Genomic DNA, 25082 nt, shown 5'->3' on the forward strand with positions numbered 1-25082 from the left:
GCACAACAGATTCTTCAGATTCAGGAGTAACAACACCATGGCCAAGATCATCGGCATCGACCTGGGCACGACCAACTCGTGCGTGGCGATCATGGAGGGCAACAACACCCGCGTGATCGAGAACTCGGAAGGCGCGCGCACCACGCCCTCCATCATTGCGTATCAGGAAGACGGTGAAGTGCTGGTCGGCGCCTCGGCCAAGCGCCAGGCCGTCACCAACCCGCGCAACACCCTTTATGCGGTCAAGCGCCTGATCGGCCGCAAGTTCGAGGAGAAGGAAGTGCAGAAGGACATCGACCTGATGCCCTATGCCATCTCCAAGGCCGACAACGGCGACGCCTGGGTGGAAGTGCGCGGCAAGAAGATGGCGCCTCCGCAGATCAGCGCCGAGGTGCTGCGCAAGATGAAGAAGACCGCCGAGGACTACCTGGGCGAGCCCGTGACCGAGGCTGTGATCACGGTGCCGGCCTACTTCAACGACAGCCAGCGCCAGGCCACCAAGGACGCCGGCCGCATCGCGGGCCTGGAAGTCAAGCGCATCATCAACGAGCCCACCGCGGCCGCGCTGGCCTTCGGCCTGGACAAGCAGGACAAGGGCGACCGCAAGATCGCCGTGTATGACCTGGGCGGCGGCACCTTCGACGTGTCGATCATCGAGATTGCCGACGTCGACGGCGAGAAGCAGTTCGAGGTGCTGTCCACCAACGGCGACACCTTCCTGGGCGGCGAGGACTTCGACCAGCGCATCATCGACTACATCATCACCGAGTTCAAAAAGGAACAGGGCGTCGATCTGTCGAAGGACGTGCTGGCCCTGCAGCGCCTGAAGGAAGCCGCCGAGAAGGCCAAGATCGAGCTGTCGAACTCGTCGCAGACCGACGTCAACCTGCCCTACATCACGGCCGATGCCACCGGCCCGAAGCACCTGAACATCAAGCTGACCCGCGCCAAGCTGGAAAGCCTGGTCGAGGACCTGGTGGAGCGCACCATTGCGCCCTGCCGCACGGCCATCAAGGACGCCGGCATCAGCGTGAACGACATCAGCGACGTGATCCTGGTGGGCGGCCAGACCCGCATGCCCAAGGTGCAGGAGAAGGTCAAGGAGTTCTTCGGCAAGGAGCCGCGCAAGGACGTGAACCCTGACGAGGCCGTGGCCGTCGGCGCAGCCATCCAGGGCCAGGTGCTGTCGGGCGACCGCAAGGACGTGCTGCTGCTGGACGTGACCCCGCTGTCGCTCGGCATCGAGACGATGGGCGGCGTGATGACCAAGATGATCACCAAGAACACCACGATCCCGACGAAGTTCGCGCAGACCTTCTCGACGGCCGACGACAACCAGCCGGCCGTGACGATCAAGGTGTTCCAGGGCGAGCGCGAGATCGCCTCCGGCAACAAGCTGCTGGGCGAGTTCAACCTGGAAGGCATTCCGCCGGCACCGCGCGGCACGCCGCAGATCGAGGTGAGCTTCGACATCGACGCCAACGGCATCCTGCACGTGGGCGCCAAGGACAAGGGCACCGGCAAGGAAAACAAGATCACCATCAAGGCGAACTCGGGCCTCTCTGAGGACGAGATCCAGAAGATGGTGAAGGACGCCGAGCTGAATGCGGCCGAGGACAAGAAGAAGGTCGAGCTGGTGCAGTCGCGCAACCAGGGCGAGGCCATGGTCCACAGCGTGCGCAAGTCGCTGGGCGAGCATGGCGACAAGCTGGACGCCGGCGAGAAGGACAAGATCGAGGCTGCCATCAAGGAGCTCGAGGAAGTCCTGAAGGCCGACGACAAGGACGCCATCGAGGCCAAGACCACGGCGCTGATGACCGCCAGCCAGAAGCTGGGCGAGAAGATGTACGCCGACGCGCAGGCGGCCGAAGCCGCAGCGGGCGCCGCCGGCGCCAGCAGTGCTGGCGCAGACAATGCGAGCGCCAAGCCGGCCGACGACAACGTGGTCGACGCCGAGGTCAAGGAAGTCAAGAAGGGCTGATTGCCTTGAGCTGACGTGGGGCTGGTCACCTGTCCGAGGGTGGTCCAGCCTCTTTTCGTTTTCCACCGAACCGCTTCCGCGCGAGTCCCATGGCAAGCAAACGCGACTATTACGAGGTCCTCGGCGTTCCCAAGAACGCCGGCGAGGACGAGATCAAGAAGGCCTATCGCAAGCTGGCGATGAAGTACCACCCTGACCGCAATCAGGGCGATGCCGCCACCGAGGCCGAGGCGAAGTTCAAGGAGGCCAAGGAGGCCTACGAGATGCTGTCGGACGCCGACAAGCGCGCGGCCTACGACCAGTACGGCCACGCTGGCGTCGACCCCAACATGCGCGGGGGCATGGGCGGCGGCGCGGAGGGCTTCGGCGGCTTTGCCGAGGCCTTCGGCGACATCTTCGGCGACGTGTTCGGCGGCGGCGCGGGCGCTCGGCGCGGCGGCGGCCGTCAGGTCTTCCGGGGCAGCGACCTCAGCTACGCGATGGAGATCACGCTGGAGGAAGCCGCCGACGGCAAGGACGCGCAGATCCGCATTCCCAGCTGGGACGAGTGCGGCACCTGCCACGGTAACGGTGCCAAGCCGGGCACCAAGCCCATCACCTGCACCACCTGTCACGGCTCCGGTGCCGTGCAGATGCGCCAGGGCTTCTTCAGCGTGCAGCAGACCTGCCCGCAGTGCCGCGGCACCGGCAAGATCATCCCCGAGCCCTGCCCCACCTGCCAAGGCCAGGGCAAGGTCAAGAACAACAAGACCCTCGAGGTGAAGATCCCCGCCGGCATCGACGACGGCATGCGCATCCGCAGCACCGGCAATGGCGAGCCGGGCACCAATGGCGGCCCGCCGGGCGACCTCTACATCGAGATCCGGCTCAAGAAGAACGAGGTCTTCGAGCGCGACGGCGACGACCTGCATTGCATGGTGTCGGTCAGCATGACCACCGCCGCGCTGGGCGGGGAGATCGAGGTGCCCACGCTCAAGGGCCCGGCCGCCATCGACATCCCCGAAGGCACGCAGAGCGGCAAGCAGTTCCGTCTGCGCGGCAAGGGGATCAAGGGCGTGCGATCCAGCTACCCCGGCGACCTCTACTGCCACATCCGTGTCGAGACCCCGGTCAAGCTCACGGAGTACCAGCGCAAGCTGCTGAAGGACCTGGACGAGTCGCTCAAGAAGGGTGGCGACAAGCACAGCCCGCAGGAAAAGGGCTGGCTGGACAAGGCCAAGGAATTCTTCAGCTGATCCAGGCCTCCGGGCGCCACCCGCCTCCCCGCCGTCGAAGGGCGCTGCACGGTTCTGCCGTGCAGCGCCTTTGTTTTGCACCATGCATCCACCCCAGTGCAACAAGCGACTGTTGCCCACAGGCCACGGCTGCTTCGCTGCTTTACATGCGGTCCGATGCCTACGGCTTTGTGGGCCATTGCCGACGGACGTAGGTCCTGCTCCCGTTTCATTCGGGTTTGCGCGCATCTCCCCATCCAGCGGCACGTCTTTTGCGTACCACTTCATGACAGCAGATGCTGGAACTTCGGCGCAACGTGCATCCCCAAGAATTGGGCGGGTCCGATCCCGCTAATCCAGGCACACGTTGGTTGAGGTTCTGCCGTATGCTGGAACCGCGTCTTGAGGAGTTTCCGGAGCCTGGCGGCCTGGTCATCCGCTGTGGCTCGATGTTGAATCCTGCCGACCCATTGGAGGTGTGCACCCATGGACGTCATCAGCAATTTCACCGCCCGGTACGAGCGCACGCGCGAAGAGGTCATGTCGCTGCAGGACTACCTGAATGTCTGCAAGCGCGACGCCACGGCCTACGCGACCGCCGCCGAGCGGATGCTGAAGGCCATTGGTGATCCGGAGGTGGTCGACACCCGCAACGACACCCGCCTGTCGCGCATCTTCGCGAACAAGGTCATCAAGATCTACCCGGCCTTCCGCGAGTTCTACGGCATGGAAGACGCCATCGAACAGGTGGTCTCGTACTTCCGGCACGCGGCCCAGGGCCTCGAAGAAAAGAAGCAGATCCTCTACCTGCTGGGCCCGGTGGGCGGCGGCAAGAGTTCCATCGCCGAGCGGCTCAAGCAGCTGATGGAGCAGGTGCCCTTTTATGCCATCCAGGGCTCGCCAGTGAACGAATCGCCGCTGGGCCTCTTCGATGCCGCCGAGGACGGCGAAATCCTCGAGAAGGAATACGGCATCCCGCGCCGCTATCTGCAGCGCATCTTGTCGCCGTGGGCCGTCAAGCGGCTGGAGGAATACGGCGGCGACATCCGACAGTTCAAGGTGGTGAAGCGCCATCCCTCGGTGCTCAAGCAGATCGCGGTGGCCAAGACCGAGCCGGGCGACGAGAACAACCAGGACATCAGCTCGCTGGTGGGCAAGGTCGACATCCGCAAGCTCGAGACCTATGCGCAGGACGACCCCGATGCCTACAGCTATTCCGGCGGCCTGTGCCTGGCCAACCAGGGCCTGCTCGAGTTCGTGGAAATGTTCAAGGCGCCAATCAAGGTGCTGCATCCGCTGCTGACGGCCACCCAGGAAGGCAACTTCAAGGGCACCGAGGGCTTCGGAGCCATTCCCTTCGACGGCGTGGTGCTGGCCCACAGCAACGAGAGCGAGTGGAAGGCCTTCCGCAACAACAAGAACAACGAGGCCTTCCTCGACCGCATCTACATCGTCAAGGTGCCGTACTGCCTGCGCGTGTCCGAAGAGATCCGCATCTACGACAAGCTGGTGCGCAACTCGTCGCTGGCCGCGGCGCCCTGCGCGCCTGGTACGCTGAAGATGATGGCCCAGTTCTCGGTGCTCACGCGGCTGAAGGAGCCGGAGAACTCCAACGTCTTCAGCAAGATGCAGATCTACGACGGCGAGAACCTGAAGGACACCGATCCCAAGGCCAAGTCGCTGCAGGAGTATCGCGACTACGCGGGCGTGGACGAGGGCATGAGCGGCGTGTCCACCCGCTTCGCCTTCAAGATCATCTCCAAGGTCTTCAACTTCGACAGCACCGAGGTTGCCGCGAACCCGGTGCACCTGATGTATGTGCTGGAGCAGCAGATCGGGCGCGAGCAGTTCCCGCCCGAGACCGAGCAGAAGTACATCGGCTACATCAAGGAGATGCTGGCCCCGCGCTACGCGGAGTTCATCGGCAAGGAGATCCAGACAGCCTACCTCGAGAGCTATTCGGAATACGGCCAGAACATCTTCGACCGTTACGTCACCTATGCCGACTACTGGATCCAGGACCAGGAGTACCGCGACGTGGACACCGGCGAGGTCTTCGACCGAGCGGCCCTCAATGCCGAGCTGGAGAAGATCGAGAAGCCGGCAGGCATCTCCAACCCGAAGGACTTCCGCAACGAGATCGTCAACTTCGTGCTTCGGGCGCGGGCCGGCAACAGTGGCCGCAACCCGACGTGGACCAGCTACGAGAAGCTGCGCACGGTGATCGAGAAGAAGATGTTCTCGAACACCGAGGAGCTGCTGCCCGTGATCAGCTTCAACGCCAAGAGCAGCGCCGACGAACAGAAGAAGCACGAGGACTTCGTCACGCGCATGGTCGAGAAGGGCTACACGCCCAAGCAGGTGCGCCTGCTCTGCGAGTGGTACCTGCGCGTGCGCAAGTCGTCCTGATCGATCCTCTCCGCCACCATGGAGGTGCTGCACCTTGGCGATGTTCCAGCAGATCATTGACCGGCGCCTGTCGGGCAAGAACAAGTCGGTCGGCAACCGCGAGCGCTTCCTGCGCCGCTACCGCACGCAGATCCGAGATGCAGTGCGCAAGGCGGTCAGCGGCCGGGGCATCCGCAACCTGGAGGCGGGCGAGGACATCACGCTGCCGCGGCGCGATGTGTCCGAACCCACCTTCGGCCATGCGCAGGGTGGCAACCGCGAATACGTGCACCCGGGCAACCAGGAGTACGTGCGTGGCGACCGCATCGAGCGGCCCAAGGGCCAGGGCGGTGGCGGCTCGGGCAGTGGGCAGGCCAGCGACAGCGGCGAAGGCGAGGACGACTTCGTCTTCCGCCTGACGCGCGAGGAGTTCATGCAGGTCTTCTTCGAGGACCTCGCCTTGCCCCACCTGATCCGCACCCAGCTGGCAGAGGTGCCCGAGTGGAAGAGCCACCGGGCCGGCTTCACCAGCGATGGCACGCCCAACAACCTGCATGTGGTGCGTTCCATGCGCGGGGCGCTGGCGCGGCGCATCGCGCTGGGCGGACAGGACCGCAAGGACATCCGTGCGCTCGAAGCGCGCATCGCCGATCTGGCGCGCGAGCCCGCGCCCGACGCGGAGCTGATGAAGTCGCTGCAGGAGGAGCTGGACGGCATCCGCCGCCGCGCACGCCACGTGCCCTACATCGACCCCATCGACCTGCGCTACCGTAGCCGCGTGCGCACGCCAGTGCCGAGTGCCAAGGCCGTGATGTTCTGCCTCATGGACATCTCCGGCTCCATGGACGAGTCGCGCAAGGACATGTCCAAGCGCTTCTTCATGCTGCTGTACCTGTTCCTCACCAAGCACTACGAGAAGATCGAGCTCGTCTTCATTCGCCACCACACCCAGGCGCAGGAGGTGAGCGAGGACGACTTCTTCCATGCGACAGAGACGGGCGGCACGGTGGTCTCCAGCGCATTGGTGCTGATGCGCGACATCATCCGCGCCCGCTACCCCAGCAGCGAGTGGAACATCTACGGCGCGCAGGCCAGCGACGGCGACAACTGGCACCAGGACAGCGGCCGCTGCCGCGAGCTGCTGGCCGACTCCATCCTGCCGCTGGTGCGCTACTACGCCTATGTGCAGGTGGCCGAGGCCGAACAGAACCTGTGGCAGGAGTACACGCAACTCGAAGACCGCTTCGGCCACTTCGCGATGCGCAAGGTGTCGAGTGCGCAGGACATCTACCCGGTGTTCCGCGATCTGTTCAAGAAGGAAGGCGCGGCAGCAGCCGCCTAAGTGGGAATGAACCCGCCAGGAGCCAAGGACACGATGACCCCGTCCCGCCTGCCCCCCGTCTTCGAGCGCTCGCCCGAGCGCCTGCCCAGCCCGTCCGACTGGACCTTCGAACTCATCGAGACCTACCACGACGAGATCGCCAGAACGGCGCGCGCCTTCGGCCTGGACACCTACCCAAACCAGCTGGAGATCATCTCGGCCGAGCAGATGATGGACGCCTATTCCAGCGTGGGCATGCCGGTGCTCTACCGCCACTGGTCCTACGGCAAGCAGTTCATCGCCACCGAGAAGAATTACCGCCGCGGCCACATGGGCCTGGCGTATGAGATCGTCATCAACTCCGACCCGTGCATCTCCTACCTGATGGAGGAGAACACGATGGCCATGCAGTCGCTGGTGATTGCCCACGCGGCCTATGGCCACAACAGCTTCTTCAAGGGCAACTACCTCTTCCGCATGTGGACGGATGCCTCGTCCATCATCGACTACCTGGTCTACGCCAAGAACTACATCGCCGAATGCGAGGAGCGCCATGGCGTGGAGGCGGTGGAAGACCTGCTCGATTCCTGCCACGCGCTGATGAACTACGGCGTGGACCGCTACCGCCGGCCGCAGAAGCGTTCGCTGGCGCAGGAGAAGGAACGGCGCGCCGAGCGCGAGGCCTACATCCAGCGCCAGCTCAACGACCTGTGGCGCACGGTGCCACGCTCCGGCGCAGCGGCCCAGGACCCGCAGGCGGCGCGCCGCTTTCCCGAGGAGCCGCAGGAGAACCTGCTGTACTTCATCGAGAAGAACGCCGCTCTGCTGGAGCCCTGGCAGCGCGAGGTGGTGCGCATCGTGCGCAAGGTGGCGCAGTACTTCTATCCGCAGCGCCAGACGCAGGTCATGAACGAGGGCTGGGCCACCTTCTGGCACTACACCCTGCTCAACACCATGTACGACCGCGGCCTGCTGGCCGACGGCTTCATGATCGAGTGGCTTAGCTCGCACACCGCCGTGGTCTACCAGCCGCCAGTGGGTCACCGCGCCTACAGCGGCATCAATCCCTACGCGCTCGGCTTCGCGATGTACAGCGATTTGAAGCGCATCTGCGAGAAGCCCACCGAGGAAGACCGGCAGTGGTTCCCGGACATCGCTGGCTCCAACTGGCTGACGACGTTGGACTACGCCATGCGCAACTTCAAGGACGAGAGCTTCGTCGGCCAGTTCCTGAGTCCGAAGGTCATGCGCGACTTCCGCTTCTTTGCCATCCGCGACCACGAGGCCGACCCGGAACTGGAGGTGGCCGCGATCCACGACGAGGCCGGCTACCGGGCACTGCGCGAGTCACTGGCGCGGCAGTACGACCTGGGCAGCCGCGAGCCCGACATCCAGGTCTGGAATGTGGACCTGCGCGGCGACCGTTCACTGACGCTGCGCCACACGCAGCGCCACAACCGGCCGCTGCACGAAGAGACGCCCGAGGTGCTCAAGCACGTCGCGCGGCTCTGGGGCTTCGACGTCCACCTGGAAAGCGTGGACGACAAGGGGCGCGTGGGCTATCGCAAGACGGTGAGCCCGAAGCGGAGTTAGCTGCCTACGCACGCCCCGGGTTCACGCCGTGCCATCGCCGGCGGTGATGCGGCCCTGTCGCAGACGGCCAGAGGGGCAGTGGCCGCCGCCCTACTCCACCTTGCCGCGGCAACTCCCGTCACCCCGCCCCGTCAATCCCCCGGAAGGCGCGCACAGGAGCCTGCCGTCGGCACTGTAGAGATGGTTGAACAGGTCGCAGCAGGGCGACGTCAACAAATAGGCCCGCTGCCCGAGGTACCGCACGCGCCGCAGCGGCAATATGGACTGGGCCGATGGATCCGACTCCAGGCGCCGGATCTCCTGAACGATGCGCTCGTCCGGGTAAGCGCTGCCGCCGGTGTGGCCGGCGTCGGCGACGTCGGCGGTGTCGGCCTTGTCTTCATGCCGGCTCGCGCACCCGGCGAGCGCTGCGATGAAGACCGCGGCGAGTCCATATCGAAGCGCGCGGTACTGCATGGGGCCGTCCTGCAGCGCGTCGCTCAGGCGAAGGACGCGAAATGCGCATCCACCCCGTCCAGCCACGCGCGTTTGGCTGCCGCATCCGCGAAACTGCCTTCGAACCCGTTGCGCGCCAACTGCCAGGCATGCTGCGCGCTCAGGCCGGTGGCGGCAAAGGTCTGCAGGAAGTTCTCGTTCATGTAGCCGCCGAAGTAGGCCGGGTCGTCCGAGTTCACGGTCGCGACCAGGCCGGCGTCGAGCAGTTGCCCCAGGTTGTGCTGCGACAGCTGCGGAAACACGCACAGCTTTAGGTTGGACAACGGACAGACCGTCAGCGGAATGCGGTCGGCCGCCAGTCGCTTCATCAAGGCTGGGTCCTTGCTGCTCTGCACGCCATGGTCGATGCGCTCGACCTTGAGCACGTCGAGCGCGCTCCACACATAGGCCGGCGGGCCTTCCTCGCCCGCATGGGCGACCAGGTGAAAGCCCAGCTCACGGCAGCGCGCGAAGACGCGGGCGAATTTCTCTGGCGGATGGCCAACCTCGCTCGAATCCAGGCCGACGCCGATGAATTGGTCTCGGAAGGGGAGCGCCTGCTCCAGCGTCTCGAAGGCCGATTCTTCGCTCAGGTGGCGCAGGAAGCACAGGATCAGCGCCGCATCCACGCCCAGTGCAGCCTTGGCATCCACGCACGCACGGTGCAGGCCGCCGATCACCGTGGCCATCGGCACGCCGCGCTCGGTGTGCGTCTGCGGGTCGAAGAACATCTCGGTGCGCAACACCTTGTCGGCCGCCGCGCGCTGCAGGTAGGCCCAGGCCATGTCGTAGAAGTCCTGCTCGGTGAGCAGCACGCTGGCGCCGGCGTAGTAGATGTCCAGGAAGCTCTGCAGGTTGGTGAAGGCATAGGCCTTGCGCAGTTCCTCGACGCTGGCATAGGGAATGGCCACGCCGTTGCGCTGCGCCAGCGCGAAGATCAGCTCGGGCTCCAGCGAGCCCTCGATGTGCATGTGCAGTTCCGCCTTGGGCATGGTACGCAGCAACGCGGGCAGACGGTCGGCAGGGATGGCGGCGGGGTCGAAGGGCAGGCTCATGGTGGGGTGGGGCAGCAATCGCGGTGGCTAAGCATAAAGCGCCAGCAAAGAAAACGGCCGCTCGAAAGCGGCCGTGCATGTTGCCAGAGCACCCGCGGAACCGGCTTTGCCGGGCCGCTGGGTGCGCCCCTTGAGGGGGATTCGGCTACACGAAGTGAGCAAAAAACGGGGTGGTCAATTTTTGCCTGGCACCTTGCCTTCCACGCCCTTGACGTAGAAGTTCACGCCCGACAGGAACTTGTCGTCGGCGGCGGCGCCGGCGGCGACGAGTTCCTTGCCGTCCTGGCCGACGATCGGGCCCTTCCAGATCTGGAAGGTGCCGTCCTTCAGGCCCTTCTTGACCTCGTCGACCTTGGCCTTGATGTCGGCCGGCACGTCGTCGGCCACGGAGACCAGGTCGATCGCGCCTTCCTTCACGCCCCACCACGTCTGGCCGGTGGTCCAGGTGCCGTCCAGCACGTCCTTGGTGGCCTTGATGTAGTAGGGGCCCCAGTTGATCACGGCCGAGGCCAGGTGGGCCTTGGGACCGTAGGCGGTCATGTCGCTGTCCCAGCCGAAGGCACGCTTGCCCTTCTCTTGCGCCGTCTTGAGCACGGCGGGCGAGTCGGTGTTCTGGAACAGCACGTCGGCGCCGCCGTTGATCAGGGCGGTGGCGGCCTCGGTTTCCTTCGGCGGGCTGAACCATTCATTGACCCACACCACATTGGTGGTGATCTTCGGGTTCACCGACTGGGCTCCCAGCGTGAAGCTGTTGATGTTGCGCAGCACCTCGGGGATCGGCACCGAACCCACCACGCCCAGCTTGTTCGACTTGGTCATGGCGCCGGCGATGATGCCGGCCATGTACGCGCCTTCGTAGGTGCGGCTGTCGTAGGTGCGCATGTTCTCGGCCGTCTTGTAGCCGGTGGCATGCTCGAACTTCACGTCCTTGGCGTCGCCCGCGACCTTGAGCATGGGCTCCATGTAGCCGAAGGTGGTGCCGAAGATCAGCTTCTTGCCCTGGCCCACGAAGTCGCGGAACACGCGCTCGGCATCGGCCGACTCGGGCACGCTCTCGACGAAGGTGGTCTTGATCTTGTCGCCGAACTCCTTCTCCAGCGCCTTGCGACCGTTGTCGTGCGCGAAGGTCCAGCCGCCGTCACCGACCGGGCCGACGTAGGCGAAGGCGATCTCCAGCGGCGCCGTCGAAGCCGGGGCCGGCGCAGCAGCGGTGGGCGTGGGCGCCGCCGGTGCCGCCGCAGCAGGGGCTTCTTCCTTCTTGCCGCAGCCCACCAGGGCGGCAGCAGCCGCGGCGGAGATGGCGGCGAGCTTGAGCAGCGAGCGCTTGTTCAGATCGGTCATTGTCTAAAGGTCCTTGGCAGCAAGACGTTGAGGAAGGTAAAAAACGCAGCGCGCATTATGAGCCGGGGTAGAACGGTTTCCCGATCGACGCCGGCATGTTGACGCGGATGAACGCGGGGTTGCGCGAGATCAGCGCCAGCACAACGATGGTGGCCACGTACGGCATCATGGCCAGGAACTGGCTGGGCACATCGACCCCCACGCTCTGCAGATGGAAGCCCAGTTGCGTCACGCCACCAAAGAGATAGGCGCCCAGCAGCACCCGCATGGGCCGCCAGGTGGCGAAGGTGGTGAGCGCCAGCGCGATCCAGCCGCGGCCGGCCACCATGTTCTCCACCCACAGTCCCGTGTAGACCACCGACAGGTAGGCACCCGCCAGGCCGCACAGGGCGCCGCCCGCCATGACCGCCATCAGCCGGATGCGCCGCACCGGATAGCCCAGCGCATGCGCCGATTCGGGCGATTCGCCCACCGAGCGCAGCACCAGGCCGGCCCGCGTGCGGTAGAGGAACCAGATCAGCGCGAAGGTGAGCGCCACCGCGAAGTACACCAGCGGATGGTGGCGGAACAGCGCCGGCCCGATGAAGGGGATGTCGCCCAGCACGGGAATGGCGAAGGCCATCCCGCCCGGCGCCTTGGCCTGCACGTAGTTGATGCCGACGAAGGCCGAGAAGCCCACGCCGAAGAGCGACAGCGCCAGGCCCGTCGCGTACTGGTTGGTGTTGAGCCAGATGACCAGCACGCCGAACAGGCCCGCCAGCAGCGCGCCAACCGCCATGCCGGCCGCGAAGCCGATCCAGGCGTTGTGCGTGTGCACATAGGCCGCGAAGCCGCCGATGGCCGAGCACAGCATCATGCCTTCGGCGCCCAGGTTGACGATGCCGGCCTTCTCGTTGATGAGCAGGCCGAGCGCGGCGATGGCCAGCACCGTGCCGGCGCTGAGCATGGCGCCCAGGAGGAGTGCGTAGCTTTCCATTCAGGTCTCCTGCAGGGCCGCCCCAAGGGAGGCCTGCGCCCCCGCGGGGGGCAACGAATACACGAAGTGATGAGTGTGGGGGGCCATGTTCAGGCTTCCTTGACCTGGGGAACCACATCGGGCGTCGATGCCTGCAGCGACGACGTGCCTACCGTGGGCGACACCGGCCGCGCCGCCGCCTTCATGCGCACGCGGTACGCCACCAGCGTGTCGCAGGCCAGCAGCGTGAACAGCAGCAGGCCCTGGAACACCGCCGTCAGCGACTTGGGCAGGCCCAGGCGCGACTGCGCCAGTTCGCCGCCGATGTAGAACATGCTCATCAGGATGGCCGAGAACACCATGCCCACCGGATGCAGCCGCCCGACGAAGGCCACGATGATGGCCGCGAAGCCGTAGCCCGCCGGCACATAGGGCGTAAGCTGGCCGATGGGGCCGGCCACTTCCAGCGCGCCGGCCAGGCCCGCCGCGCCGCCCGAGGTCAACAGCGCGATCCACACCGCACGCCGGGCCGAGAAGCCCGCATAGCGCGCCGCCGCCGGCGCCAGCCCGCCCACCTGCTGCGCGAAGCCCAGCCGGGTGCGGAACAGGAAGACCCACAGCGCCGCCACGCCCACCAGTGCGATCACGATGCCGATGGTCACGCGCGAGCCCTTCATCAGCCGCGGGATCTGCGTCACCGCCTCGAAGGTCTTGGTCTGCGGGAAGTTGTAGCCCATCGGATCCTTCCATGGGCCGCCCACCAGCCACAGCAGCAGCAGCGTGGCCACGTAGACCAGCATGAGGCTGGTGAGGATCTCGTTGGCATTGCACACGTCGCGCAGCCAGGCCACGATGGCCGCCCACAGCATGCCGCCCAGCACCCCAGCCACCAGGATGGCCGGCACGATCCACGGACCGGTGTTCTTGTCGGCCAGTAATGCCATGCCACCGGCCGCGATGGCGCCCAGCACGAATTGGCCCTCGGCGCCGATGTTCCACACATTGGAGCGGAAGCACACCGCCAGTCCCAGCGCGATGACCAGAAGCGGCGTGGCCTTGACCAGCAACTCGCCGATGGCGTAACTGCTCTTGATCGGCTCCCAGAAGAAGACCTGCAGCCCTCGCACCGGGTCCTTGCCCAGCGCGGCGAACAGGATCACGCCGATCACCACCGTGATCAGCAGCGCCAGGATGGGCGAGCCGTAGCTCCAGAAACGCGACAGCTGCGGCCGCAACTCAAGCTTGAGCATGGATGCCCTCCTCCTTCGCGCGCGAAGCCGCGCCCTCCCACAGTCCGCTCATCCATTCGCCGATCTGCGGCACGGTGGCCGCGGCACGGTCGATGGAAGGCGACAGCCGCCCCTTGGCGATCACATGCAGCCGGTCGCTGATCTCGAACAGCTCGTCCAGCTCCTCGCTGACCACCAGCACGGCGCAGCCCGCATCGCGCAGCGCCAGGATCTCGGCGCGGATCAGGGCGGCAGCGCCCACGTCCACGCCCCAGGTCGGCTGCGACACGATGAAGAGCTTGGGGCTGGCGTCGATCTCGCGGCCGACGATGAACTTCTGCAGGTTGCCGCCCGACAGCGACTTGGCCGCCGACTGCGGCCCGCCAGCCTTGACCTTGAAGCGCTCGATGATGGCGCGCGCCTGCTGCTCCAGCTGGCCGATGCGCAGCCAGCCGCCGCTGCCCACCGCGTCGTCGCGCGTCAGCAGCAGGTTGTGGGCGAGGCCCAGCGTGGGCACGGCACCGCGGCCGAGGCGCTCCTCCGGCACGAAGTGCAGGCCCAGCTTGCGACGCGCCCGTGGACGCAGCCGGCCGGCGCCCTGGCCGAAGAGGCGGACCATGCCGGGCTCGGCCCGCACGTCCTCGCCCGACAGGGCGTAGAGCAGTTCCTTCTGGCCGTTGCCCGACACGCCGGCGATGCCCACCACCTCGCCCGCGCGCACCTGCATCGAGACGTCTTCCAGGTCGACGCCGAACTGGTCTTCGCGCGGCAGGCTCAGGCGCTCGACGGCCAGCGCCACCTCCCCCACGCTGGACGGCCGGTGCGTCAGCGGCGGCGGCTCGGCACCGATCATCAGGCGCGACAGCGACTCGTTGGTCTCCTGCTGCGGATTGCACACGCCCGTGACCTTGCCGCCGCGCAGCACGGTGCAGGCGGTGCACAGCTCGCGGATCTCGTGCAGCTTGTGGCTGATGTAGAGGATGGAGCAGCCCTCGGAGGCCAGCTTCTTGAGCACCACGAAGAGTTTCTGCACGGCCTGCGGCGTCAGCACCGAGGTGGGCTCGTCCAGGATCAGCAGTTTGGGGTCGGTGAGCAGCGCGCGGATGATCTCCACCCGCTGCATCTCGCCCACCGACAGGGTGTGGACCGGCCGCAGCGGGTCGATCTCCAGCCCGTACTCGCCCGCCTTGGCCACGATGCGGCGCGTGACCTCGGCCAGTGCCAGGCTTTTGTCCAGGCCCAGCCAGACGTTCTCGGCCACCGTCAGCGTGTCGAACAGGCTGAAGTGCTGGAACACCATGCTGATGCCCAGTTGCCGCGCCTCCTGCGGATTGCGGATGGCCACCGGCTGGCCGTTGAAGCGCACCGTGCCCTCGTCCGGCTTGACCGAGCCGTAGATGATCTTCATCAGCGTGGACTTGCCGGCGCCGTTCTCGCCCAGCACGGCATGGGTTTCGCCGGGCTGGACGGTGAGCGACACGTCGCTGTTGGCGACCACCGAGGGATAGCGCTTGGTGATGTGCGCGAGCTGGAGTCTGGGGGGAGACATGGGGTTGGCCTTCGGGGGTCGCTCTTTTGCAAAAAAACGGTGAATGCTAGTCGCCTCGGGCCGACCCGGATAGGTCAGTGACCCGGCAGGTAGATGTACTTGAAGAGGAAGATCCCGCCGATGACCCACACCATCCAGTGCGCCTCGCGCGCCCGGCCGGTGAGCAGCTTCAGCACCGCATAGCTGATGAAGCCGAAGGCCAGGCCATTGGCGATGGAATAGGTGAAGGGCATGGCCAGCGCGGTGATGGCCGCGGGGATGACCTCGGTGGTCTCGTTCCAGTCCAGTTCGGTCAGCTCCCTCAGCATCAAACATGCCACGAAGAGCAGGGCCGGCGCCGTCGCATAGGCCGGCACCACGCCGGCCAGCGGCGCGATGAACAGGCAGGCCAGGAAGAGCACCGCCACCGTCAGCGCCGTGAGCCCCGTGCGGCCGCCGGCCTGCACGCCCGCCGCGCTCTCCACATAGGCCGTGGTGCTGGAGGTGCCCAGCAGCGAGCCCGCGAAGATGGCGCCCGAATCGGCCAGCAGCGCCTTGTTGAGCCGGTCCATCTTGCCCGGCACCAGCAGGCCGGCGCGCTTGGCCACGCCCATCAGCGTGCCGGTGGCATCGAACAGCTCGACCAGGAAGAACACGAGGATCACGTTCAGGATGCCGCCCGCCAGCGCACCCTTGATGTCCAGCTGCAGCAGCGTGGGCGCGATGGACGGCGGCGCCGACACCACGCCCTTGAACTCGTTGCCGGCGAAGAAGAAGCTGGCCAGCGTCACGGCCACGATGCCGATCAGGATGGCACCCGGCACCTTGAGCCGGTCCAGCATCACGATCAGGAAGAAGCCCAGCACCGCCAGCACGGCCGCGGGCTGGTGAAGGTCGCCCAGCGTGACGTAAGTAGCCGGCGAGGCGGCGACGATGCCCGCACTCTTGAGCGCGATCAGCGCCAGGAAGAGGCCGATGCCCACCGTGATGGCATAGCGCAGCGACAGCGGGATGCCCCGGATGATCAGCTCGCGGATGCGGAACAGCGTCACCAGCAGGAACAGGCAACCCGAGACGAACACCGCCCCCAGCGCTGCCTGCCAGGTGAAGCCCATGTGCTGCACCACCCCGTAGGCGAAGTAGGCGTTCAGGCCCATGCCCGGCGCCAAGGCGATCGGGTAGTTGGCATACAGGCCCATGATGGCCGAGCCCAGGGCGGCGATCACGCAGGTGGCGACGAAGACGGCCTCCTTCGGCATGCCTGCATCACCCAGGATCGAGGGGTTGACGAAGATGATGTAGGCCATCGTGAGGAAGGTGGTCAGGCCTGCCAGCAGTTCGGTGCGCACGGTCGTGCCGTGCTCCTGCAGCTTGAACAGCCGCTCGATCGCATTCATGGGTTTTGTCTCCGGTGTTGTTGTGAATGAGGAAAGCGAAAGGAATCAGGGGCCGCCGGGCTGACGCAGCGAGGCGGCCGCGTTCTTGACCTGCTCGCGCAGCCATTGCGCCGCACTCGACGAATGCGTGCGCTCGTGCCAGAGCTGGTAATAGAGCAGGCGCGGCAAGGTGGCCGGGCAGTCGAGGATGCGCACCGGCAGCTGCTGCGCGAAGCGCTCGCAGAACTGGCGCCCCGTGGTCAGCACCAGCAGGCTGCTGGCCACCATCTGCGGGATCAGGCTGAAGTGCGCGCAACGCGCCGTGATGTTGCGCTGCCGGCCGATGGCATCGAGCAGCTGGTCGATGATGCCGCGCGCGCCTGGGTGCGTGGGCGTGGGCGCGATGTGTTCGGCCTCCAGCCAGGTCTCGAGGTCCCAGCCGCGCCGCACCGCGGGGTGTTCCTGGCTCACCATCGACACGACCTCGTCGCCGAAGAGGCGCGACATGTGCAGGTCTTCCGGCGGCTTGAGCCAGTTGCCGATCACCAGGTCCAGCGTGCCTTCGGCCAGGTGGGCGTGGTAGTCGGAGTCGGAGGAGAGCGGATGGATCTCGATGCGCGTGAGCGGCGCGAGCCGCTTGATCTGCGTCACCACCAACGGCAAAAACAGCGGGTCGAGGTAGTCGTTGGCGGCGATGCGGAAGGTGGTGGCCGCCGTCTGGGGCTCGAAGCCGCGCACATCGGAGAACAGCATCTCGGCCGCCCGCAGGATGCTGGCGGCGGGCTCGATCATGCGCAGGCCCGCCTCGGTCGGCACCATGCCCGAGCCCGACCGCACCAGCAGGGGATCGCCCGACAGCTCGCGCAGCCGCTTGAGCGCCGCCGAGACGGCCGGCTGGTACATGCCCAGCCGCAGGGCAGCGCGCGAGACGCTGCGGTCGGTGAGCACGGTGTAGAGCACCCGGATGAGGTGCAGATCGATCTTGTCGAAGAGGGCCTGGTCTCGCATGGGGCCTCACTCTGCCAGAGACAGGCAGCGCCCGGCCCCCCTGACGGGAGCCTGGGCGGCCGCTGTTCCGGCCGAACGATCAGGCGTCGGCAGACGCGGCCTGGACCGCGGTGAGTGCACGCAGAATCGCTTCGCTGGTGGCCGGTGCCCGCAGCGGAGGCTCGATCCGGTGGCCGCCCGCCGCGGACACGGCGTCGCGGATGGCGAAGAACACCGAGAAGGGCAGCAGCAGCGGCGGCTCGCCGACAGCCTTGCTGCGGTGGATGGAGTCCTCGGCGTTGGGGCCGTCGAAGAGCCGCACGTTGAACACCGGCGGGCAATCGTTGGCCGTGGGGATCTTGTAGGTGCTGGGCGCGTGGGTCAGCAGCTTGCCGTTGCCCGGATGCCAGACCAGCTCTTCGGTGGTGAGCCAGCCCATGCCCTGGATGAAGGCCCCTTCGACCTGGCCGATGTCGACGGCCGGATTGAGCGAGCGGCCGGCGTCGTGCAGCACGTCGGCGCGCAGCAGCTTCCATTCGCCGGTGAGGGTGTCGATGACCACCTCGCTCACCGCCGCGCCATAGGCGAAGTAGTAAAAGGGATGGCCCTGCATGGTCTGTGAGTTCCAGTGCAGGCCGGGCGTGCTGTAGAAGCCGTCGGACCACAGCTGCACCCGGTCGGTGTAGGCCTCGGCCACCAGCGTGGCGAAGGTGAGCTCGCGCCCGGCCACCTGCACCTTGCCGTTGGCGAAGCGCACCGCATCGGGCGTGCCGCCATGGCGACGCGCAGCGAAGTCGGCCAGCCTTTCGCGGATCTGCCGCGCGGCGTCCTGCGCGGCCTTGCCGTTGAGATCGGCACCCGTGGAGGCGGCCGTGGCGGAGGTGTTCGCCACCTTGGTCGTGTCGGTGGCCGTGGCGCGAACGCGCTCGAATTCCACCCCCAGTTCATGCGCGACCACCTGCGCCACCTTGGTGTTGAGGCCCTGACCCATTTCGGTGCCACCGTGGTTCACCAGAATGGAGCCGTCGGTGTAGACATGCACCAAAGCGCCGGCCTGGTTGAAGTGCGGCACGTTGAAACTGATGCCGAACTTGATCGGCGTGAGTGCCATTCCCCGCTTGAGCACCGGACTCTTGGCGTTGAAGGCCTCGATGGCCTCGCGCCGTTCGCGATAGTCGCTCGAAGCCTCGAGCTGGCCCACGAGTTCGTGGATCACGTTGTCGCGCACCGTCTGGCCGTAAGGCGTGACATTGCGCTCGGTCTTGCCGTAGAAGTTGGCACGGCGCACATCCAGTGCATCGCGGCCGAGCTGCCGGGCGATGGAATCGAGCACGTATTCCACTGCAATGGCGCCTTGTGGCCCGCCGAAGCCGCGGAACGCGGTGTTGCTCTGGGTGTTGGTGCGGCCCGAGAAGCCATGCATGCTCACCTCGGGCAGCCAGTAGGCGTTGTCGAAGTGGCACAGGGCGCGGGTCATCACCGGGCCGGAAAGATCGGCCGAGTGGCCCGCGCGCGAGACCATGCTGATCTCGGCGCCGAGGATGCGGCCTTCGTCGTCGAAGCCCACTTCGTACTCGTACCAGAAGCAGTGACGGCGGCCGGTGATGAGGAAGTCGTCGTCGCGGTCGGGGCGCAGCTTGACCGGCCGGCGCAGCTTGTTGGCCGCCACGGCTGCAATGCAGGCGAACAGGCCCGACTGCGATTCCTTGCCGCCGAAGCCGCCGCCCATGCGTCGGCATTCGATATGCACCTCGTTGGAATGCAGGTGCAGCGCATGCGCCACCAGGTGCTGCATTTCGGTGGGATGCTGGGTCGAGCAGTAGACCTGCATCGTCCCGCCCTCCTTCGGGATGGCGTAGCTGATCTGGCCTTCGAGGTAGAACTGCTCCTGGCCGCCGACATCGATCTGGCCGGTGAGGCGGTGCGGCGCGGCCTCGATGGCGGCACGCACGGCGATCCCCTTGTCGCTGCGGGCCAGGTGCATGGGCGGCACCACGTACTGGCCGCGGGCATGGGCCTGCTGCGGCGTCAGCACCGGCTCGGCCGGCACCACGCGGGCCGCTTCCTTGGCGCGGGCAGCAGCGCGGCGGGCCTCGGTGCGGGTACGGGCGATCACGGCGAACAGCGGCTGACCGAGGAAGCGGATCTCGCCATCACAGAGTAATGGATCGTCGTGCACGATCGAGCCGCAGTCGTTGGCACCGGGAATGTCGTCGGCCACGATCACGTCCACCACGCCGGGCATGGCCCGGATGGCGTCCAGGTCCAGGCCTTCCAGGCGTCCGGCCGCCACGGGCGACAGGCCCAGCGCGCAGTGCAGCGTTCCGGCCAGCTCGGGCAGGTCGTCGGTGTAGGTGGCCTCGCCGGCCACGTGCAGATGGGCGGACTCGTGGGGACGGCTGATGCCCACGCGCGCCCCCTGCGCCAGGGCCTGGGCCTCGGCATCGGTGTCGATGCGGGCGGCCGTGTTGGCGGCGTAGTCGGCAAAGGCCTCGGCAGACTGCAGCAGGGCGGGGTCGATCGGCTTGTTCATCGTTCAGGCTCCGAAGGCAGGGGCATGGGGCATCACCGACCAGACGCTGGTCTCCAGCGCCTCCAGCGGTTCGTGGGCGCGCGTCTCGAGCCAGAAGCGCTGCAACAGGTTCTGTGCCACCTGCAGGCGGTAGTCGGCCGACGCGCGCAGGTCGGTCAGGGGCTTGAAGTCCTGGGCCAGGGCCGCCTTGGCGGCCTCCACCGCCTGCTGCGTCCAGGGCTGGCCGACGACGGCGGCCTCGGCCTGGGTGGCGCGGCGCACGGTGGCGGCCATACCGCCATACGCCAGGCGGATGCTGCGCACCACGTCGCCGTCGAGTTCGAGCGCGAAGCCGGCGCACAGGGCCGAGATGTCGCAGTCGAAGCGCTTGCTGATCTTGTAGCCGCGCAGCCGGCGCGCGAAGGCCGGCAACGGCAGCACGATGGCCTGCACGAATTCGCCGCTCTCCAGCTGGTTCTTCATGTAGTCGACGTAGAAGTCGGGCAGCGGCATGCGGCGCACGCGCGCTCCCCTGCGCAGTTCCACCTCGGCATCGAGCGCCATCAGGATGGGCGGCGAGTCGCCGATCGGCGAGCCATTGGCCACGTTGCCGCCCAGCGTGCCCGCGTGGCGGATCGGCGGCGAGGCGAAGCGCAGCCACACATCCTGCAGAGAGGGCGCGCGTTGCACGATGGCGGACCAGGCGTCCTCGAGCGACACGGCGGCGCCGATCCACAGTTCGTCCTCCTCCACCACGTCGATGCGCTTGAGCTCGGCCACATTGCCGATGTAGAGGATGTCGCCCAGGTCGCGGAACTGCTTGTTGACCCACAGCCCGATGTCGGTGGAGCCGGCCAGCAGCCGGGCCTGGGGCTTGGCGGCGCGCAGTTCGGCGAAGGCGTCCAGGCTGGCGGGTGCGTGGAAGTGGTCGGTGCGCTGGCCCAGGGGAGCCGCGTAGTCGAAGGTGGCGTCGGTGCGCAGGGCCTGCAGCGCCTGCACCACCGGGGTGGTGTCCAGTCTGACCGGCGGCAGGTCGAACATCTTCTGGCCGGCGTCGAGGATGGGCCGGTAGCCGGTGCACCGGCACAGGTTGCCCGACAGATCGTCGGCCAGCTGCTGCCGCGTCGGCCGGGTGCCGCGCTCGCCGTGCTGCTCGTAGCTGGCCCACATCGACATCACGAAGCCGGGCGTGCAGAAGCCGCACTGGGAGCCATGGCAGTCCACCATGGCCTGCTGGACCGGATGCAGTTGCTGCACAGGATGCTTGGAGTGGCGCTCGCCGTCGTGCACACAGGCCGTCTGCGCCTTCAGGTCCTCGACGGTGAACAGCGCCTTGCCGTGCAGCGTGGGCAGGAACTGGATACAGGCATTGACCGTCTGCAGCCTCAGCCCGCCGACGGCGCCCGTCTCGCCCTCGTCCGCCAATTCGCCGATGACCACGGTGCAGGCACCGCAGTCGCCCTCGTTGCACCCCTCCTTCGTTCCGGTGCAGCGTGCGTCCTCGCGCAGCCAGTCGAGCACGGAACGTGTCGGATGCACGCCGTCGACCGCCACCACGCGGCCGCGGTGGAAGAACTGAATGGGTTGGGTGGTGTGGGTCATGGAACTGTTTTGGGGCATCGTGCAGGCCACCGCGGTGCAACGCACAGGGCGGCCGTGAAGTTATTCGCAGTGGCGCATCCGTGGATATCCGCCCGACCATATCGCTCATCCGGCAAACCGTATGCCGACAGGTCGGACAGCCCCTGCTTGAGCAGTTTCCGCGCCAGGGTCTCGAGCTGCGTCGGCACGTCTCTTGCATGACAAAGCAAGACGTTCAACAACGTTGACGTCATATAAGAGCACGTATAAGGCAAATCAGGGATTTCATATGTCACCATTCCGCTTCTGCGCGCGGCTTCTGCGCGCCGCCTCCCCTCCTCGACGCTTTTCTTCCGCGTCGCGCATGCAACAGCCCGCCGATCCGACATCGGCCCGGCCCAGCGCCCTCCGCGGCTGAGGCCGCGGCTCCCACGCTTCCGACCCAGCTGCCCCCCGGCAAGTGCCTGGGCCTGCGCGGCCCATCCGTCCGTCGGTGCACGGCCGTACGGGCGGCGTGGCTGCGCCCATTCCCGTTTTCCTCCAACAGCGCAACGCGCGCACAACATCATGAAAACTGCTGTCACACCGTCCACGCCAGCCTCGCGGCGTGTCCATCCCGTCGATGAAGTGCTGCCCATTCCCCAACTCGCCGCCTATGGCTTCCAGCACGTGCTCGCCTTCTATGCGGGCGCGGTGCTCGTGCCCATCATCCTGGCCGGCGCACTGGGGCTCAGCAGCGAGCAGCTGATCCACCTGATCAACGCCGACCTCTTCACCTGCGGCATCGCCTCGATCCTGCAGGCCTGGGGCGTCGGCAAGGTGGGCGTGCGGCTGCCGCTGCTACAGGGTGTCACCTTCACCGCCGTCAGCCCCATGATCGCCATCGGCCTGGCGGCAGGCGGGGGCGTCACCGGCCTGCTGGAGATCTACGGCTCGGTGCTGGTGGCCGGGTTGTTCACCTTCTTCGCGGCGCCCTACTTCGCACGGCTGATCCGCTTCTTCCCACCCATCGTCACGGGCTCGGTGATCCTGATCATCGGCATCGCCCTGCTGCCGGTGGCGGCCAACGACATCGTCGTCGGCAAGGGACCGAACGCCATCCAGAACCCGGTGCTGCTCAAGAACTGCCTGTACGCATTCGGCACGCTGGCGCTGATCGTGCTCATTCAGCGGCTGTTCACCGGCTTCATGGCCACGGTGGCCGTGCTGCTGGGCCTGGTGATCGGCACGCTGGTCGCATGGGCGCTGGGTGACGCGCACTTCGACAAGGTCGGCAGCTCGGCCTGGTTCGGCTACACGTCGCCCTTCTATTTCGGCATGCCGACCTTCAGCATCACCGCGGTGGTCTCGATGCTGATCGTCATGTGCATCACCATGGTCGAGACGACCGGCGACGTCTACGCCACCGGCGAGATCGTGCGCAAGCGCATCGGCAGCGACGACATCGCGCGCGCGATCCGCGCGGACGGCGCGGCCACCTTCCTCGGCGGCGTGTTCAATTCCTTCCCCTACACCTGCTTTGCCGAGAACGTCGGCCTCGTGCGGCTCACCCAGGTCAAGAGCCGCTGGGTGGTGGTGGCCGCCGGCATCATCATGATCGTGCTGGGCTCGCTGCCCAAGGCGGCGGCAATCGTCGAAGGCATTCCGCACCCGGTGCTGGGCGGCGCGGCGCTGGCCATGTTCGCGGCCGTGGCCGTGGTGGGCGTGCAGACGCTGTCGAAGGTGGACTTCAACGACCACCGCAACATCGTGATCCTGGGCACCAGCCTCGGCCTCGGCATGCTGGTGACGGCCCAGCCCTTCATCAGCACCGCCTTTCCGAAGTGGGCCGAGATCGTCTTCGGCAGCGGCATCACGCTGGGTGCGCTGACGGCCATCGCGCTGAACATCGTCTTCAACCACATCGGCGGTGGCGCCCATACGGCCGTCGCCGGCCGGCCCGGCAGCCTGGTGAGCCTGGAGCAGGTCAACGGCATGAGCCGCAAGGAATTCAACGCCACCTTCGGCCCCCTGGTCCAGAACATGGACTGGGTGCTGGAGCGCGCCTATGCCGCACGCCCCTTTGCCAACACGTATGCCCTGCGCACATCCTTCCAGGACACCCTGCTGACCGGCACGCCCGAGCAGCAGCAGGCCCTGATGGCGGCCTTCCCCGACCTCGGCAGCGAGGGCGACGCCGCCAATGCCTACCTGCTCGACCATGAGAAAGCCGGCATTGCGGCGATGTCTCAGGAGGAGGTGGCCACCATGGCACGCGCCTACCGGGCCCAGTTCGGCTTTCCGCTGATCGTCAGTGCCCGTGACGCGCATTACGAGCGCATGGTGCGCCAGGGCTGGGAGCGGCTCGGCAACGCCCCGGCGGTCGAGCGGGCTGCCGCGCTGGTAGAGATGGCCCGCATCGCCAACTACCGCTTCGACGACCTGGTGGCCGACGCCAATCCGATCGTCAGCGCCCGCCTGCGCGCCTTCGACGCCAGCCCCGCCGGCGCCCACTGAGGGGCTGCCGCGTGCTGCGGCGGGGGGCGTGCCCCGCTTCCCGCCGCAGCACGGTGCTCTGCCGTCGCACGCCGGTCAGGCCGGCGTCATGGCCTCGCCGAACAGGCGCACGATCTCCCCGCGCAGCCAGCGGTTGGGCGCATCGTCCTCGAAGCGGCGGCTCCAGTGCAGAGCCACGCCGAAGTCGCGCAGCGGGAAGTCGGGCTCCACGATGGCGAAGCCGGCCCCCTCGCCGAAACTGCGCGCGATGTTGCGCGGCATGACCACGGCCAGATCGGTGGCGCGCACGATGGCGGGCAGCACCATGAAATGCTCGGTCACGAGCCGCACACGCTCCTCCAGTTGCATCAACTGCAGGATGCGCAGGGTGTCGGCATGCGAGCGCACGGCCACGAACTCCAGCCCCTGCAGCGCAGCCAGCAGCGCCTTGCCACGCAGCGCCCGCCGCGCGAACGCGTGGCCGGCACGCACCAGCACGATGTAGCGATCCTGAAGCAGGTGCTGGTGACGCGTGTCCTTCACCTTGGGCAAAAAGCCGAAGGCCAGGTCGATGCGGCCTTCGTCCAGTGCGGTGGCGATGTCCTGCGGGCGCAGCGGCAGCGTCTCCAGCCGCACACCGGGCGCCAGCGCGCGCAGGTGCTGCATCAGCGGCGGCAGGAAGCGGCCCTCGCCGATGTCGCTCATGTGGATGCGGAAGGTCTTGCGCGAGCGGGCCGGGTCGAAGCGTTCGGGTTCGGCCACGGCCTCGTCCAGCGTGGCGAGCGCGGCCCGCACGGCCGGCGCCAGCCGCTCGGCCCGCGGTGTGGGCGCCACGCCGCCGGCCACCCGCGTGAACAGCGCATCGCCCAGCGCCAGCCGCAGCCGGGTCAGGCCGTGGCTGACCGCGGGCTGGGTCAGGCCCAGGACCTCGGCGGCGCGGCTCACATTGCGGGTGCGGTGCACGGCATCGAAGACGCGCAGCAGGTTGAGGTCCAGCTTTTCCATATGCACGCCGTTCATAACACTTAGCGGCTCCATTGCATTGAGGACATGCCCCAGGCGCCGCACACTC

Annotated in this window: 17 protein-coding genes; 6 read left to right on the forward strand and 11 right to left on the reverse strand. The window is 66.9% G+C overall.

Annotated features, from left to right (window positions below):
- Positions 1–37 precede the first annotated feature (37 nt).
- The 5 genes from dnaK (at position 38) to BXA03_RS15350 (ending at position 8497) form a co-directional block, all read left to right on the forward strand.
- Positions 38–1981, forward strand: coding sequence for a molecular chaperone DnaK (dnaK, locus tag BXA03_RS15330; RefSeq protein WP_076509385.1), 1944 nt, complete (start codon positions 38–40; stop codon positions 1979–1981).
- A gap of 89 nt (positions 1982–2070) precedes the next feature.
- Complete coding sequence (gene dnaJ, locus BXA03_RS15335; RefSeq protein WP_076509387.1) at positions 2071–3216, forward strand: molecular chaperone DnaJ; 1146 nt, start codon at positions 2071–2073, stop codon at positions 3214–3216.
- A 465-nt stretch (positions 3217–3681) separates the two neighbouring features.
- Entirely contained in the window at positions 3682–5604 is a 1923-nt protein-coding gene (locus tag BXA03_RS15340) for a PrkA family serine protein kinase (RefSeq protein ID WP_076509389.1), read from the forward strand.
- A gap of 34 nt (positions 5605–5638) precedes the next feature.
- On the forward strand, positions 5639–6925 hold the full coding sequence (locus tag BXA03_RS15345) for a YeaH/YhbH family protein (protein WP_076509391.1): 1287 nt from the start codon (positions 5639–5641) through the stop codon (positions 6923–6925).
- Between the two features lie 33 nt (positions 6926–6958).
- Positions 6959–8497, forward strand: coding sequence for a SpoVR family protein (locus BXA03_RS15350; protein ID WP_083716130.1), 1539 nt, complete (start codon positions 6959–6961; stop codon positions 8495–8497).
- Between the two features lie 90 nt (positions 8498–8587).
- On the opposite strand, the gene BXA03_RS26365 is transcribed toward BXA03_RS15350, so the two are convergent.
- The 10 genes from BXA03_RS26365 to xdhA all read right to left on the reverse strand — a co-directional run bounded on the left by BXA03_RS26365 (position 8588) and on the right by xdhA (position 21556).
- Positions 8588–8953, reverse strand: a complete 366-nt coding sequence (locus BXA03_RS26365) for a DUF6970 domain-containing protein (protein WP_083716107.1) — start codon at positions 8951–8953, stop codon at positions 8588–8590.
- Positions 8954–8976: 23 nt separating this feature from the next.
- Entirely contained in the window at positions 8977–10026 is a 1050-nt protein-coding gene (locus BXA03_RS15360; RefSeq protein WP_076509395.1) for an adenosine deaminase, read from the reverse strand.
- 174 nt (positions 10027–10200) lie between these two features.
- Positions 10201–11367, reverse strand: a complete 1167-nt coding sequence (locus BXA03_RS15365) for a BMP family ABC transporter substrate-binding protein (RefSeq protein ID WP_076509397.1) — start codon at positions 11365–11367, stop codon at positions 10201–10203.
- Between the two features lie 55 nt (positions 11368–11422).
- Positions 11423–12343 (reverse strand): ABC transporter permease, encoded by a 921-nt coding sequence (locus BXA03_RS15370; protein ID WP_076509399.1) that lies wholly within the window; start codon positions 12341–12343, stop codon positions 11423–11425.
- Between the two features lie 89 nt (positions 12344–12432).
- Positions 12433–13572 (reverse strand): ABC transporter permease, encoded by a 1140-nt coding sequence (locus BXA03_RS15375; RefSeq protein ID WP_076509401.1) that lies wholly within the window; start codon positions 13570–13572, stop codon positions 12433–12435.
- Positions 13559–15100, reverse strand: a complete 1542-nt coding sequence (locus BXA03_RS15380; RefSeq protein WP_076509402.1) for an ABC transporter ATP-binding protein — start codon at positions 15098–15100, stop codon at positions 13559–13561. Before BXA03_RS15380 ends, BXA03_RS15375 begins: the two co-directional genes overlap by 14 nt.
- A 74-nt stretch (positions 15101–15174) precedes the next feature.
- Positions 15175–16476 carry an NCS2 family permease gene (locus tag BXA03_RS15385; protein WP_076509403.1) on the reverse strand — a complete coding sequence of 434 codons (1302 nt, stop codon included), beginning with the start codon at positions 16474–16476 and terminating at the stop codon, positions 15175–15177.
- Positions 16477–16521: 45 nt separating this feature from the next.
- Positions 16522–17463, reverse strand: a complete 942-nt coding sequence (locus BXA03_RS15390; protein WP_076509405.1) for a LysR family transcriptional regulator — start codon at positions 17461–17463, stop codon at positions 16522–16524.
- 79 nt (positions 17464–17542) lie between these two features.
- On the reverse strand, positions 17543–19975 hold the full coding sequence (xdhB, locus tag BXA03_RS15395) for a xanthine dehydrogenase molybdopterin binding subunit (RefSeq protein WP_076509407.1): 2433 nt from the start codon (positions 19973–19975) through the stop codon (positions 17543–17545).
- Between the two features lie 3 nt (positions 19976–19978).
- Positions 19979–21556, reverse strand: a complete 1578-nt coding sequence (xdhA, locus tag BXA03_RS15400) for a xanthine dehydrogenase small subunit (protein ID WP_076509409.1) — start codon at positions 21554–21556, stop codon at positions 19979–19981.
- Positions 21557–22102: 546 nt separating this feature from the next.
- Here xdhA and BXA03_RS15405 point away from each other — a divergent pair.
- On the forward strand, positions 22103–24031 hold the full coding sequence (locus tag BXA03_RS15405; RefSeq protein WP_076509411.1) for a solute carrier family 23 protein: 1929 nt from the start codon (positions 22103–22105) through the stop codon (positions 24029–24031).
- A 75-nt stretch (positions 24032–24106) separates the two neighbouring features.
- Here BXA03_RS15405 and BXA03_RS15410 read toward each other — a convergent pair whose 3' ends face one another.
- Complete coding sequence (locus tag BXA03_RS15410; protein WP_076509413.1) at positions 24107–25030, reverse strand: LysR family transcriptional regulator; 924 nt, start codon at positions 25028–25030, stop codon at positions 24107–24109.
- Between the last annotated feature and the right edge of the window lie 52 nt (positions 25031–25082).

Origin of the sequence: Pseudacidovorax sp. RU35E, assembly GCF_900156165.1 — a bacterium.
GTDB lineage: Bacteria > Pseudomonadota > Gammaproteobacteria > Burkholderiales > Burkholderiaceae_C > Xenophilus.